At 63.0% G+C, this 14668-nt stretch carries 12 protein-coding genes; 10 read left to right on the forward strand and 2 right to left on the reverse strand.

Features of this window, described 5'->3' with window-relative positions; translation table 11 throughout:
- Nucleotides 1–90: 90 nt before the first annotated feature.
- The gene (locus AAGS40_RS18765; RefSeq protein WP_345816277.1) at nucleotides 91–672 is read left to right on the forward strand and encodes a hypothetical protein; all 582 of its coding nucleotides are present in this window, start codon (nucleotides 91–93) and stop codon (nucleotides 670–672) included.
- 747 nt (nucleotides 673–1419) lie between these two features.
- Nucleotides 1420–1872: a PA2169 family four-helix-bundle protein gene (locus AAGS40_RS18770; RefSeq protein WP_345816278.1), complete on the forward strand. Its 453-nt coding sequence runs from the start codon at nucleotides 1420–1422 to the stop codon at nucleotides 1870–1872.
- 238 nt (nucleotides 1873–2110) lie between these two features.
- Here AAGS40_RS18770 and AAGS40_RS18775 read toward each other — a convergent pair whose 3' ends face one another.
- On the reverse strand, nucleotides 2111–2449 hold the full coding sequence (locus AAGS40_RS18775) for a BON domain-containing protein (RefSeq protein ID WP_345816279.1): 339 nt from the start codon (nucleotides 2447–2449) through the stop codon (nucleotides 2111–2113).
- 513 nt (nucleotides 2450–2962) lie between these two features.
- On the opposite strand from AAGS40_RS18775, the gene AAGS40_RS18780 reads away from it, so the two are divergent.
- The 6 genes from AAGS40_RS18780 (at nucleotide 2963) to AAGS40_RS18805 (ending at nucleotide 9665) form a co-directional block, all read left to right on the forward strand.
- Entirely contained in the window at nucleotides 2963–4456 is a 1494-nt protein-coding gene (locus tag AAGS40_RS18780; RefSeq protein WP_345816280.1) for an RNA polymerase factor sigma-54, read from the forward strand.
- A 172-nt stretch (nucleotides 4457–4628) separates the two neighbouring features.
- Nucleotides 4629–5837: an aminotransferase class I/II-fold pyridoxal phosphate-dependent enzyme gene (locus AAGS40_RS18785; protein WP_345816281.1), complete on the forward strand. Its 1209-nt coding sequence runs from the start codon at nucleotides 4629–4631 to the stop codon at nucleotides 5835–5837.
- Between the two features lie 220 nt (nucleotides 5838–6057).
- A complete protein-coding gene (locus tag AAGS40_RS18790) occupies nucleotides 6058–6828 on the forward strand; it encodes a FadR/GntR family transcriptional regulator (RefSeq protein ID WP_345816282.1) in 771 nt (256 codons plus the stop codon).
- A gap of 134 nt (nucleotides 6829–6962) precedes the next feature.
- Nucleotides 6963–7706 (forward strand): (Fe-S)-binding protein, encoded by a 744-nt coding sequence (locus AAGS40_RS18795; RefSeq protein ID WP_345816283.1) that lies wholly within the window; start codon nucleotides 6963–6965, stop codon nucleotides 7704–7706.
- Nucleotides 7703–9094: a lactate utilization protein B gene (locus AAGS40_RS18800; RefSeq protein ID WP_345816284.1), complete on the forward strand. Its 1392-nt coding sequence runs from the start codon at nucleotides 7703–7705 to the stop codon at nucleotides 9092–9094. The genes AAGS40_RS18795 and AAGS40_RS18800 overlap by 4 nt, the downstream gene beginning before the upstream one ends.
- Entirely contained in the window at nucleotides 9081–9665 is a 585-nt protein-coding gene (locus AAGS40_RS18805; RefSeq protein ID WP_345816286.1) for an LUD domain-containing protein, read from the forward strand. Before AAGS40_RS18800 ends, AAGS40_RS18805 begins: the two co-directional genes overlap by 14 nt.
- Nucleotides 9666–9715: 50 nt before the next feature.
- On the opposite strand, the gene AAGS40_RS18810 is transcribed toward AAGS40_RS18805, so the two are convergent.
- A complete protein-coding gene (locus tag AAGS40_RS18810; RefSeq protein ID WP_345816287.1) occupies nucleotides 9716–10372 on the reverse strand; it encodes an ureidoglycolate lyase in 657 nt (218 codons plus the stop codon).
- Nucleotides 10373–10623: 251 nt separating this feature from the next.
- On the opposite strand from AAGS40_RS18810, the gene AAGS40_RS18815 reads away from it, so the two are divergent.
- Both AAGS40_RS18815 and AAGS40_RS18820 read left to right on the forward strand, forming a co-directional pair.
- Nucleotides 10624–12384 carry a VRR-NUC domain-containing protein gene (locus AAGS40_RS18815; protein ID WP_345816631.1) on the forward strand — a complete coding sequence of 587 codons (1761 nt, stop codon included), beginning with the start codon at nucleotides 10624–10626 and terminating at the stop codon, nucleotides 12382–12384.
- Complete coding sequence (locus AAGS40_RS18820) at nucleotides 12381–14642, forward strand: ATP-dependent DNA helicase (protein WP_345816288.1); 2262 nt, start codon at nucleotides 12381–12383, stop codon at nucleotides 14640–14642. The genes AAGS40_RS18815 and AAGS40_RS18820 overlap by 4 nt, the downstream gene beginning before the upstream one ends.
- Nucleotides 14643–14668 lie beyond the last annotated feature (26 nt).

Raw genomic sequence — 14668 nt, forward strand, 5'->3', positions numbered from 1 at the left:
GAAGCATGTCATTCGCGCTGTGCATTCCGCGCGGCAGCCGTCACGCGGTATTGCGCTTCGCAAACGCATTCAACGATGCAAGGAGGCGTCATGTCACTCATCGTCGCAGCACGGTTCACGACATTTCCCGCCGCTGAAGAAGCGGCACAAAGACTGTTCAACGCAGGTTTCGTCGAGGAAGACGTCACGCTGTTTTTCGTCAATCCGCGTGGCCAGCACGCGCGCTATCCGATTGGTGGCGACACGCATACCGATGCAGGGTCCAAAGAAGCACCGAAGGGCGCGGGCATGGGCGTGACGATTGGCGCGGTGGCCGGTGCGGTGGTGGGCGTGGGGATTTTCGCTGCCTTCTCCGCGCCGATAATCGTGTCGCTGATCGCGGCCGGCGTGGGTGCCTATGTAGGCTCGCTGGTCGGCGCGATGTCACGCACCCGTTCGGGCGGGCACGCCGGAGAGCGCACACCGCTTCACGAGGAAACGCGCGATTCCGGCGTGCTCGTTGCGGTGCATGTGTCGCCGGATAATCAGCTCGAAGCGGCGGGCGTATTGCGCGATGCGGGAGGCGTTGCAATCGAACGCGCGAGCGGCCGCTGGCAGCAGGGCCGTTGGGCCGACTTCGATCCGCTGAAGACGCCGGTTCCGATGAAAGAGTTCGCGGAGAAGCGGGCGTAACATTCGTTCGCGTCAGGTCGCGAGGTGCAGTGCGAGGCGGCACCCTTTGCGATCGACATGCAAAAGGCCCGATACGCGTCGGGCCTTTTGCATTGGGCCGCACTGGATCGAGCGGGGTCTAACCGGTATCGGCTGCGCGCTGCTCACACCCAAACCTGGGAAATGACGCGAGGCATGGCAGGCGTAGGCTCGCTGCGCGCCGGTTCTTTCTGCTGTTCATCCTCGTTTCCGCGCATTGTTTCGCATGCTGTCGGGACGACACCGCTGCGGCTCATGCCGCACAGCGTTGCCAGCCGGGAAGCGGACTGCTCGGCAGCCGCGGCTGCGGGGCGCGACTGCATATGTTCGCGTATCTGCATCGCTGTCGCCGATGAGATGATCGCTACGGCTACGAGAAACTCTGTACGCCTGATTTTCATGTTGAGACTCCCTGTCGTATCGAATGCCCTTAGTTTTCAATTTGCTGGCGCGTTTGGATGGTGGTCACGCATGGCATCTCGCGCCCGGGCGCAACTGCTTGAGCAACACCCATGCCATGCGCCGACAGGCACGCAGCGGGCGTTGACCATCTATCTGCCGACGTGATGCTGCGCAACATTTACGCTCGGATGCAGGATTGCCAGTGGCGGGAATGGCCTGTTTGCCGGGTCGTGCGACGGAACGGCAGGCACGCATTGTGCGGACATCTCGATGAATCCCGCCGTGCGTGGCGGGCTTCCCGATCAACGAAACCCTTGGAGGTATTGAATGGCTACGAACGTCGTTTCCGTATTGAACGATCTGGTCGAAACGTCGAAAGACGGCGAGAAGGGCTTTCGCAAGGCTGCAGAAGACGCGCATGATGCCCAGTTGAAGACACTGTTTCTGTCGCGCGCTGAAGACTGCGCCCGTGGCGCCCGCGAACTGCAGGAAGCCGTCGAGCAACTGGGCGGCAAGCCGGAAACCGGCGGCAGTGTGGCCGGCGCGCTGCATCGCGGCTGGGTCGACGTGAAGTCGGCGGTGACGGATCGCAGCGATCACGACATTCTTGCGGAATGCGAGAAGGGTGAAGACGTCGCGAAGAAGCGCTATCACGACGCGCTTGAAAAAGAATTGCCAGTCGATGTGCGCGCGATCGTCGAGCGCCAGTATCAGGGCGTTCTGCAGAACCATGATCGCGTGCGCGATCTGCGCGACCAGTACGCTGCGGCACGCCGTTAATCACGGCGCGAGAGGCGACGCAGTCACGCGCCGTCAATCGCGATAGCAATGCAGTCCGCACAGCCGGCGCTCGTTATCGAGCGCCGGTTTTGTTTGGCGGTGCTTAAAGATAGAACTGCTCGCCGTGGCTCATGACCCGAGGGGGCAGGCAATAAAAAAGCCGTCCGCGATCTGATCGCAGACGGCTTTTCTGTTCGGAAAGCGCCAGGTGCGCTGACGCTTCCCGGATCGCCCGAACTTATTCGGCGGCGACCTTCAGGTGGTTCTTCACGCTCGACACGCCCTTCACGTTCTGCACGACTTCTTCCGCTGCGGACTTGTCGTCAGCCGACGGGACCGAGCCCGTGAGCCACACCACACCCTTGCGGGTCTTCACATGGATGTGCGTCGACTTCACGTTCTTGGCGGCCAGCAGGTCGGCCTTGGCCTTGGTCGTGATCGTGCCGTCGTCCACGTGCTGGCCGATGGTTTCGGACGATGCCGACGGGGCCGAAGCGCTGGTCTGCGCCGTAGCGTTCAGTGCAAATGCGATGCAAGCGATGCTGCCAGCGGTCTTCAGAAGTTGGATGGTCTTCATGGTTTCTCCTTCGGGTGTTGATGAAAATTGCGGTCTTGTTACCTGCGGTCGATCGCGGTAGAAATCGCTGATGACTCGCGTGGGGTCGTTGCCGCTACGGTTCCGTCAGGGCCCGTTATCGACACCGGGCGACGGCCTGTGCATGCGTGTCACGCGCTAAAGCGCTTGTACCGCGTCATGCAAAAGCCGACGTCCGTCCACGACGTGCCTTGTTGCAAACGTCGTGCCCAATGTGGCCGAGGAAGACTAGTGCACTGCAAAAAACCGTTTTGGTACAGCCATTTACGCTGACAAATTTTTTTCGAAGTCAAGCTGTTCAGCGCGTATTCAAACGGTTGGGCCGAGGACCGGAATTTGCCGGCCGCTTGTAAAAATGGCGGCGGAGAGCGTGCGCAATTGCCGGGCCCGAAAAAAACAAAGGCTAGAAAAAACAGTGTGTTGCGCGACCTGGTACAACAGTTGCTCTATAGAGGTCACTTGCCATTTTTAAGCTCTTAACGGGACCTCACTACAATGCCTTCAATTGAACTACGTACAAGGCAGTCTCTCGCACTCACGCCGCGTCTGCAGCAATCGGTGCGTCTGTTGCAGTTGTCGTCTCTGGAGTTCCAGCAGGAATTGCGTACCGCGCTCGATACGAATCCGTTCCTTGAATACGATTCTTCGGATACCGAAGACGTAGCGCTTGCGACCGCCTCGACAGGTGAGGACGGCAGCGCGCTGCCGGCAACCGATACGGTCGCTGCCGCCGAAGCCGATTCGTTGCCCTCGGACAGCGGCAGCAGCGATACGATGGAAGGCGCGGGCCAGGACGACATGCCGGGCGACTTCTCGGGTGACTTTTCCGGCGATTATGGCAGCCGCAGTTCAGCACGCCAGAATGGCGATTCCGATAGCAGCGATCCCGCCGAATGGGCGCGCTCGCAGCCCACACTGCGTGAACAGCTGCACGACGCATTGCGCCTCTATCGTCTCGACGACCGCGACCGCGCGGTGGCGCGCTTCATCATCGAGGCACTCGACGACGATGGCTATCTGCGTCAGGAGCTTTCCGATCTGGCTGACAGCGTCGATCTCGAGCCCGAGCTGACGGAAGAAGAATTGCTGGTTGCGCTGCGCCTCGTGCAGTCACTCGATCGGCCGGGGCTGGGCGCACGTTCGTTGTCCGAATGTTTGTCGCTGCAGGTCAATGCTTTGCCGGACGATACGCCGGGCCGCGAAGTCGCGCGGCAGATCGTCGAGCATCATCTCGAACGTCTGGCGCGTCGCGAGCAGGCCGAACTGCAGAAACAGATCGGCTGTAGCGCCGAGGAATTGCGCATTGCGTGCGCGCTCGTGCGTAAGCTCGATCCGAAGCCGGGCAACTGCTATGGCCGCACGGAAGACAACTACGTCGTGCCGGACGTGATCGTGCGCCAGGTGCGCAACAAGTGGACGGTACAGATCAATCCGGCTGTGCAGCCGCGTGCACGCATTCACCGCATGTATGCAGAACTGTTCGCGCAGTCCGCCGGTGCAAGCCGCTCGCCGCTTGCGCAACAATTGCAGGAAGCGCGCTGGCTGATTCGCAATGCCCAACAGCGTTTCGACACGATTCAGCGCGTGGCCGAATGCATCGTCGCCCATCAGAAGGCGTTCTTCCAGTATGGCGAAATCGCGCTCAAGCCGATGGTGCTGCGCGATGTGGCCGATGAACTCGGCCTGCACGAGTCGACCATCTCGCGCGCGACCGGCAACAAATATATGGCAACGCCGCGCGGCATTTTCGAATTCAAGCACTTCTTCCCGCGCGAACTCGGCACGGAAAGCGGCGGTACGTGCTCGGCAGCAGCGGTGCGCGCGCTACTGAAGGAAATGATCGCGGCGGAAAATACGCGTGATCCGTTGTCCGACGTGACGCTCGCCAAGATGCTCGCCGACCAGGGCGTGCTGGTGGCGCGCCGGACGGTGGCGAAATATCGGCATCTGATGAAGGTGCCGCCTGCGGAACTGCGCCGTCAGATTTGAGCGGGCTTTAAGAAGCCTGGCGTTCAGAATCAGAGAACGCGCCGCATTCCTGGCTTGCATTGAAGGAGTCACCTGAGGCCACGTCTCGCGTGACTCCTTTTCGCATCTGGACGTTTCGCGTGTGCGCCAGTACATTGTCGGCTCTGTCAAATGGGGAAAGGCGGTGCGCGACATGAAGTACTCGAATCGGGTCGAGCGTTTGCAAGGCCGGCGCACGTCGGCGTGGGAGATTCATCGCGTCGCGCAGCAGGCCTTTGCGGCGGGCGAAGATGTGATCGTGCTGAGCGTGGGAGATCCCGACTTCGCGACACCGGCACCGATTGTCGAGCGCACGGTGGAAGCATTGCGCGGCGGCGATACGCACTACAGCGCCGTGTCGGGGCGCGAACCGTTGCGTGCGGCCATTGCCGAAGAACATGCGCGTATGACAGGCCGCGCCGTGAGCGCCGCCAACGTGATCCTGACGGCCGGCGCGCAGAACGGCGTCTTCGCCGCTTCGTTGTGCCTGCTCGAAGCCGGCGACGAAGTGATCATGCCCGAGCCGATGTACCTGACGTATGAAGCCTGCGTGCGCGCCACGGGCGCCACGCTCGTCCCGGTTGCGGTGGATGCGTCGCGCGCGTTTCATCTCGACTGCGATGCACTGGAAGCGGCGGTCACGCCGCGCACGCGCGCCATTTTCTTCGCGACGCCCTGCAATCCGACTGGCGTCGTCATGCCGCGCACCGACCTCGAGCGCATTGCACGCATTGCCTGTGAGCACGACTTGTGGGTGCTGTCGGACGAGGTCTACGCCGATCTGACATTCGAGCGCGAGCATGTCAGCATTGCCGCGTTGCCTGACATGGCCGAGCGTACGGTGACGCTCGGCAGTTTGTCGAAATCTCACGCCATGGCGGGCTGGCGTGTCGGCTGGGCGATTGGACCGGCAACGTTGATCGAGCATATGGGCCGCCTCGCTCTTGCCATGCTGTACGGACTGCCCGGCTTTATCCAGCAGGGCGCGTTGACGGCATTGCAGAACAAGGCGCAGATCGTAGCTGAAATGCGCGCCATCTACCGGCGCCGCCGCGACGTGGTGTTCGAGCACCTGCATCGAGTGCCGGGTCTGCGCTGCCTGCTGCCGGAGGCCGGCATGTTCATGATGGTCGACGTGAGCGGCACCGGGCTCGATACCGTGGACTTCACGTGGCAACTCTTCCGTGCGCAGCGCGTGTCGCTGCTCGATGCGAGTGCGTTCGGCGAGACCGCGAATGGCTTTGTGCGGCTGGGTTTCGTGGTCGATGAGGCGCGCCTGATCGAGGCGTGCGAGCGGATTGCCGCCTTCGTCCGTACGTTGCCCGCTTGTAGCGGACAGGCGAGTGGCATCGAGGCGACGTAATGCAGAAGATTGCAACGAATGCGACTATTGCGACGCAACCTACGCTGCCGTGTTCGACGAGGCAACGGCACGTCGAAGCGCAATTCGACGCGTTTTTACGCGGGCGGGCGGCCGTAGCGGCAAACGTGCGAACGGTATAATTCGTCGACCGGAGCGTCCGGTGGCGAGGCCGCGCCGGCCTCCGTGTGTGCTTCATCCAACGGCTTCATCATTGCTGCCCATGCCATTCCGCCCGATCCAGTCTTTCACGCGCAAGCGGCTCTCCGACGTGGTTTCCGACCAGATCAAGCAGCTGATTTCGGACGGCACGCTGATGCCTGGCGACCGCTTGCCCGCGGAGCGCGATCTGGCGACACAGCTCGGAGTGTCGCGGCCTTCGCTGCGTGAGGCGTTGATCCGGCTCGAAGCCGACGGCTACATCGAAACCTCGGGGCGGGGCGGGTTCACGGTGGTCGACATCACCGCGCCGATCATCTCCAAACCACTTGCCGAATTGCTGCTGCAGAATCCGCGCACCAGCGCCGACATTCTGGAGCTGCGCCAGGGGCTCGAAGCGATTTCCACTGTGTATGCCGCCGAGCGCGCCACGGCGGCGGACCGCCAGAAAATCGTCGAGGCGTTCGAGGCGTTGAAGGCCGGCTCGCTTGCACAGGATCGCGCGAATCTCGCCGAGCGGGACGCCGCGTTTCATCTCGCGATTGCCGACTCCACGCACAACGTTGCCCTTGCGCATGTGATGCACGGCATTCATACGCTGATTCGTGAAGGCATGCGTCAATACCATCGGCTGATCGATTACGACGAAGCAATGGAAAAGCAGTTGATGAGCCAGCATCAGGCCATCTACGACGCCGTGATGGCGCGCGACGCGCAGAAGGCGCGTAAGGCGGCCGAGCGGCATCTGGCCTATGTGCGTGAAATGTATCGGGACAGACATAAGGACGAGCATCGGGACGACGCGGACAGCGCCGCGCAGCACGTCGGCTCCTGACTGACCGCAATTGACATGATCCGGCGACTTCCCTATATTCGTGGTCTGACCAACATGACCAGTCTTACAGGTAGCGTCACTTGGTCTTTCAAACCGGGGGCGTTCATGCTGCCGCGTTTCTTTGCTAAGAGCTTATGAAAGTCGCCCTCTTCATTCCGTGTTTTATCGACGCGTTCTATCCCGAAGTAGGCATCGCCACGCTCGAACTGCTCGAACGTTTCGGCATTCAGGTCGACTATCCGCCGGAGCAAACCTGCTGCGGGCAACCCATGGCCAATAGCGGCGCGCACGCTGAAGCCGCCGGCGCGGAGCGCGTTTTCGCGCGCAACTTCGCGGGCTATGACTACATAGTCGGACCGTCGGCGAGTTGCGTTCATCACGTGCGCGAGCATCTCACCGCGATCGAACAGACGGACGAAGTCAAACAGGTCCGCGCTAACGCTTACGAACTGGTCGAGTTTCTTCACGACGTGGTCGGCGCGCGCGACTTTCCGTGGGCCGAATTTCCGCATCGTGTTGGATTGCACAACAGTTGCAGCGCGTTGCGGCATCTGAAGGAAGCGTCCGTTTCGGAAGTCGCCGGCGCGCCGTTTTCGAAGCCGCGCACGCTGCTCGAAGGCGTGAAGGGCATCGAGTTCGTGACACCCGCGCGGCCCGACGAATGCTGCGGATTCGGCGGCACGTTCTCGGTTACCGAAGAGCCTGTCTCGGTTCGCATGGGGCAGGACAAGGTGCGCGACCACCTGAACGCGGGCGCCGAATACATCGTATCGGGCGACATGTCGTGTCTGATGCATCAGCAAGGCTGCGCCGAACGCATGAAAGCTGATGCGCGCTTCATTCACATCGCGCAGGTCCTCAATGGAGCACGCGCATGAGCCGGATCGACCACGCGAAGGCGGCAGGCGCTTTCATCAGCAAGACAGAGCATGTTGCGTTTCACGACAGGCGTCTGTGGGATCTGCGTCAGAAGCGTGATGTGCAGGCGCACGGCATTGCCGAATGGGAAACGTTGCGCGAACTCGCGTCGGGCATCAAGGAACATACGCTGTCGAATCTGTCCTCCTATCTCGAACAGTTCGCGGCGGCCGCCGAAGCGAATGGCGTAACCGTGCATTGGGCGGCCACCGCGGAAGAACACAATGCGCTCGTGCACAAGATCATGTCCGAGCGCGGCATGACCACGCTCGTCAAGAGCAAGTCGATGCTGACCGACGAATGCAAGATGCGCGAATACCTGGAGCCGCGCGGCATCACGGTCATGGAAACCGATCTCGGCGAGCGCATCCAGCAGCTCGACCATCAGGACCCGAGCCACATGGTGGTGCCTGCGGTGCACAAGCTGCGCGCCGACGTCGCCGAACTGTTCGGGCGCACCATTGGCACGGACCCGAAGAATAGCGACATTCACTATCTCGCCGAGAGCCAGCGGATGAACACGCGGCCCTATTTCGTGCGCGAGAAAACGGCCGGCATGACTGGTTGCAATTTCGCGGTGGCGGAGACGGGCACGGTCGTCGTGTGTACGAACGAAGGCAACGCGGATCTGTCGGCGAACGTGCCGCCGTTGCATATCGCGTCGATTGGTATCGAGAAGCTGATTCCGAAGGTGTCCGATCTCGGCGTGTTCGTGCGCATGCTGTCGCGCAGCGCGCTCGGCTCGCCGATCACGCAGTACACGTCGCACTTTCGCGCGCCGCGTCGCGGCACGCAGATGCATTACATCCTCGTCGATCATGGGCGCTCCGAGCGCCTGGCGATGGAAGACTTCTGGTACTCGCTCAAGTGCATTCGCTGCGGTGCGTGCATGAACACGTGCCCGGTGTACCGCAGGAGCGGCGGCTTGTCTTACGGCGGCACGTACTCGGGACCGATCGGCGCGATCATCAATCCCACGTTCGACCTGAAGCGGTACAGCGCGCTGCCTTTCGCGTCGACGTTAAACGGCAGCTGCACGAACGTGTGTCCCGTGAAGATCAATATTCACGAGCAGATCTACAAGTGGCGTGCGGTGATCGCAGAGCGCCACGAAGTGCCGTTCGTCAAGCAGGAAGTGTTGAAGATGGCCGGGCGGCTGCTTGCAAGCCCCACGTTGTACCGCGCAACGGTGTCGTCGATGAGTAGCGCGCTGCGGCGCTTGCCGAATTTCGTTCTGTATAACCCGCTCAATATCTGGGGGCGGCAGCGTGAATTGCCCGAGGCGCCCACGCAGACCTTCCACGCGTGGTACAAAAAGAATCGCGGAGGCGGCAATGGCAACGCGTGAAGCGTTTCTTGCAAAGGTGCGCGCGGCGCAACCGGCCGCGCGGCCAAGGCCCGACGTGCCGCTCTTCGACCCCGTGGGCGGCGATCTGCGCGAGCGTTTCACAGCGGCATTGCAGGCCATGGGCGGCACCTGCGTATATGCGGCCAACGCGAATGAGGTCGCTACGCTGATTCGCGAACGCTTTGGCGAGGCGGCGTCGATTGCGTCGGCGACGTGGGAAGTGACCGGTACGCGCACGTTGACCGCGGACACGGAGCCGGCGTCGTTGCAGGATATCGATGTCGGCGTGGTGCGGGCGCGCTTTGGCGTCGCGGAAACCGGTTCGGTGTGGTTCAGCGAGCGCGAGTACGTGGTCAACGCATTGGGTTACATCGTCCAGCATCTGGTCGTGCTACTGGATCCTGCTGAATTACTCGACGGCTTGCAGGATGTGTACCGCCGCGACGACTTCCGCGAAGCGCGCTATGCGGCGCTCGTGACCGGACCGTCTGCGACAGCGGATATCGAAGGCGTGCTGATTCGCGGCGCGCAGGGCGTACGCTCGCTGACGGTAATGTGGCTCGCCGGGTGAGCAGGCGCCTGGTACGCCGATTTCGATGCCGGCGACGCCGTCGCTCTATTTCAGGCTTTCGCGGCGACGATCGGCGCTTCGAGCAGACAACCGAATTCGCGCGCAAAGTCGACGGAAACGCGCGCATGCACGGCGCCCTGTTTGTCGAAAAAGCGCTGTGTTCCGCTGAGCGTGAACACGCCCTCATGCCAGATGCCCGGATGGATGTAAAGACCCTGTGTTCCGTCGAAGCGGAAGCACACGAAGCTTTCTGGCGCGATGTCGTCGCCGGGTAGCGCGAGCGGCACGTAGAAGGGGCGGCCCTCGAGCGGAAAGAAGAGCTGGCCGCCGTCGGGGTGATAGTTCGCGTGCCACAGCAACATGCGCTCTGGCGCGTTTGCGTGGTCTTCGCGTGCGGCTTCGGGCTCTTTCGCATACGCAAGGATGTAGTTGCCCCCCACGGCCTCATTGCGACCGTACAGAATGTCGCCGCGCCATTCGCTGACGAACGTGCCTTCGGTCGTGCCGGCTTCGTCGCCTGTGCCGGCATCGATGGGCCGCGATCCGGTTGCCGGCCACTGAACGATCTCGATTGTGCAGTCGCCCGGCTCCGCGACGAGTCTGCCGAAATGCTTCAGCGTGGCCGGGGTCGCGTCGACCACGGGCATGGAGACAAGCCGCAGGTCGGGAGGCAGGGCGGGGTTCAGGTAGTCGATGGCTTCGGACATGGGTTTTGAGGTGGGAATCAAGGAACGCTGGACGGCGGCTGGCGTTCAGGTGGGTCGTCTGACGGTTTTACAATTTTATGCTCGATTCGCCGAGCGTTCGAGAGATGAACGAGCCCTGCTGCCAGCCTGAACCTCAAGCGCACAGCCTGGGCACGCGTCGATTCCTTCAACCTGCCACCACTCTTTGCTATCATCACTGTACATCCATACAGGTCCAGCAAATCGCCGTGGCAGCACCATTTCCGCCCGACATGCGCTCCGGCGTTCCTTACTATCTGCAGAACTTCGAGCGCGCGCTTGCGTGGCTCGCCGAGCGCTACGACGATCTGCTCGATGCAGGCGAACGTGGCTTCATGCGCGATTTCGCGGCTTTGCCGCAAGCAGCCCGCGCGCTGCTCGTGCGCATGCTCATGCGTAAAGGCACGCTGTTTCGCGCCAGCCGTCTCGCTTACGACGAGATCGGCTGTCCGCTGCAGGCCGGCACGCCGCTCAGCGCGCTGCGCTGGATCGACACCGAACCCGCGCTGACACTCGACGAGCTGTTCGCGCTCACGCCGCGCGCCGAATTGCTGGTCATTTTCGCGGACACGCTCGCGTTGATTCCCGGCGCAAAGAACCTGCGCAAACCGGAGCTGCTGGACGCGCTGCGCCCGTTCTACGCGGTCGAACGCGAAGCGGGCAGCGAGCCGCAGCATGGCGCGGCGCGCCCGCTTTCGTTGTGGCACGCCGGCACCAGCGACCGCGTCCTGCATGTTGCGATCGCGCCGCTGTGCGAGCGGCTACGGCTGATGTTTTTCGGCAATCTGCGCCAGGAATGGTCGGAGTTCGTCCTCGCCGACCTTGGCATCTTCCAGTACGAAAAAGTGGCGTTCGCCGCGTCGTCGCGCGCGTTCCAGCAGCGTGCCGATGTCGACATCTATCTCGCGCTGCACGCCTGTCGCGAAGCGCTCGACCGGCTGCCGGCCGGCGATCCAGGCGCGGAGCACGAGGCGATCCGTGAACTGGTCACGGCCGTCGGCGCGATTGAAACCTCGAATGCGTGGCTCGAAACACGCCGGGCCAAGCTGCTTTTTCGCATTGGCTACCATTGCGAGCGTCGGCAGCAATGGCCTACCGCGCTTGCTGTGTACGAAACGAGTGCGTGGCCCGGCGCGCGGCACCGGCGCATGCGGGTGCTCGAACGCAGCGAGCGCTTCGACGAAGCGCTCGCGCTCGCGCAGCAGGCCGCGGCATCGCCCGAAAGCGAAGAGGAAGCACAGCGTATCGCGCGCATGCTGCCGCGTTTGCGGCGCAAGCGCGGTGAGACGCCGGTCAGGGCGCCCGCGGCGCGGGCGGTCGAGCGCAGCATGGTGGTGCTGCCAAAGCCGGGCACGCCGCAAGCGGTCGAATACGTCGCACGCGAGCATTTGACGAGCGACACCGCGCCCGTGCATTACGTCGAAAACGCGCTGATCAATTCGCTGTTCGGGCTGCTGTGCTGGGAGCCGGTTTTTGCGGCGCTGCCTGGCGCATTTTTTCATCCGTTCCAGCGCGGTCCCGCCGATCTGCACGCGCCGGACTTTTATACGCGCCGCGCCACGCAATTTGCCGCATGTCTCGCGCAACTCGATGGTGGAGCGTATCGCGAGACCATTCTGCGGCATTGGCACGGCAAGGCCGGCCTGCAATCGCCGTTCGTGTTCTGGGGGCTGCTCACACCGGAGCTGATGACGCTGGCGCTCGATTGCCTGCCGGCCGCGCACCTGAAGCTCTGGTTCGAACGTCTGTTGCGTGACGTGCGCGGCAACCGGTCGGGCTTGCCGGACCTGATCCGCTTCTGGCCGAACGAACGGCGCTATGAACTGATCGAGGTGAAGGGGCCTGGCGACCGTCTGCAGGACAACCAGATTCGCTGGCTTGCCTACTGCGTCGAGCATGGCATGCCGGTTCGCGTGCTGGATGTGCGCTGGGCCGAAGAGGCCATCCCGCAAGACGCCGATCGGGCAATGAGCCCGACCGAGGTGGCCGCATGACCTATATGGTCGCCGTGCGCGCCCTGTGCGAGTTCACCGCAAGGCGCGGCGATCTCGATCTGCGCTTCACGCCCGCGCCCACGTCGCTCGAAGGCATGGCCGGGCACGTCACGGTCGCGGGGCGGCGTGCAGGCGGCTACCAGACCGAAATCACGCTGACGGGCACGCATCGCGGCCTCACGGTGCGCGGCCGCGCGGACGGTTACGATCCGGTGGCGAACCGGCTCGAAGAGGTGAAGACTCATCGCGGCGATCTCGAACGGATGCCCGCGAATCACCGCACGCTGCATTGGGCACAGGCGCTCGTGTACGGGCATTTGATGTGTCGCGCGCGCGGCCTCGCAGACATGACGATCGCGCTGGTGTACTTCGATATCGGCAGCCAGAAGGAAACGCTGCTCACGCAAACGCACAGCGCACGCGATCTGGAGATTTTCTTCGTCGAACAATGCGAGCGCTTTCTCGACTGGGCCGTGCAGGAAGAGGCGCATCGCGCGGCGCGCAACGCGGCGCTCGGTGCGTTGCAGTTCCCGCATGGCCAGTTCCGCAGCGGGCAGCGTGAGCTGGCGGTCTCGGTGTATCGCGCGGCGCGCGACGGCAAGCCATTGATGGCGCAGGCGCCTACGGGCATCGGCAAGACGCTCGCGACGATTTTTCCGTTGCTCAAGGCGTGCGCGTCGGAACAGATCGACCGGGTGTTCTTTCTGACCGCGAAAACGCCGGGCCGCGCACTGGCGCTCGACGCGATCGAAACGCTGCACCGGAGCGCCGTGTTGCCGTTAAGAACGCTCGAACTGGTGGCGCGCGACAAGGCCTGCGAGCATCCGGACAAAGCGTGCAACGGCGAGTCCTGTCCACTTGCGCGCGGTTTCTATGACCGGCTCGACGCGGCGCGCAGCGCGGCGCTCGCCGGCGCCCGCTTGAATCGTGCCGCGGTGCGCGAAGCGGCGCTCGCGCACGAGGTCTGTCCGTATTATCTGGCGCAGGAGCTGACCCGCTGGGCGGACGTGGTGGTCGGCGATTACAACTACTACTTCGACAGCAACGCGATGCTGTACGCGCTCACGCAGATCAACCAGTGGCGCGTCGGCGTGCTGGTGGACGAAGCGCATAATCTGCTCGAGCGCGCGCGCCGCATGTATACGGCGTCACTCGACCAGGGCGCGTTCCGGCTCGCGCGCAAGTCGGCGCCGCCCACGTTGCGCAAACCGCTCGAACGCTTGCAGCGCGAATGGAATGCCGTCAAACGCACGCAGACCCAGACTTACCAGGTCTATCCGGAGGTGCCCGGCAAGCTGCTCGCCGCCGCCCAGAATCTGATCGGCGCGGTCACGGATCAGCTCGCGGAGGCTCCGCTGTCCATCGACGAGGCGTCGCTGCGCTTTTTCTTCGACGCAATGCATTTCGTCGCGCTTGCCGAGCAGTTCGGCGAGCATTCCATGTTCGACATCACCCTCACTCGCGACCTCTTCGCGCCGCGCGACAAAACCAGCGCCACGCTGTGCGTACGCAATGTGATTCCCGCGCCTTTTCTCACGCCGCGCTACGCCGCCGCCCGCACCACGGTGATGTTTTCCGGCACCCTCAATCCGCATCACTTTTATCGCGACACGCTCGGGTTGCCGGCCGACACGCAATGGCTCGACGTGGAGGGGCCGTTCCGGGCAGAGCAGTTGCAGGTGCGCGTGGCAGGCAATGTATCTACGCGTTGGCGTGATCGCGAGCGTTCGCTCGTGCCGATCGTCGATCTGATCGCGCGGCAGTACGCGGCGCAGCCCGGCAATTACCTGGGATTTCTGAGCAGTTTCGACTATCTGCAAAGCGTGGCCGCGTTAATGCGCGAGCGGCATCCGGAGGTGCCGATCTGGACGCAGGAGCCGCGCATGGACGAAGCCGCGCGCGACGCGTTTCTCGCGCGTTTTCGCACGACGAACGAGGGCGTGGGCTTCGCGGTGCTGGGCGGCGCGTTCTCGGAGGGCGTCGATCTGGTTGGGCAGCAGTTGATCGGCGCGTTTATCGCCACGCTCGGTTTGCCGCAGATGAACGAGGTGAACGAGCAGATGCGGCGCACGATGGAGACGAAGTTCGGCAGCGGGTACGACTACATGTATCTGTATCCGGGGCTTCAGAAAGTCGTGCAGGCCGCGGGTCGTGTGATTCGCACCGAGCACGATCAGGGTGTCGTGCATCTGATCGACGACCGCTACCGTCGTCCCGAAGTGCGCCGTCTGTTGCCGCGCTGGTGGGAAGTGCGATAGCGGCCGTGCGGACCGCGTGGCCTGCG

Source organism: Paraburkholderia sp. PREW-6R (assembly GCF_039621805.1).
Lineage (GTDB): Bacteria > Pseudomonadota > Gammaproteobacteria > Burkholderiales > Burkholderiaceae > Paraburkholderia.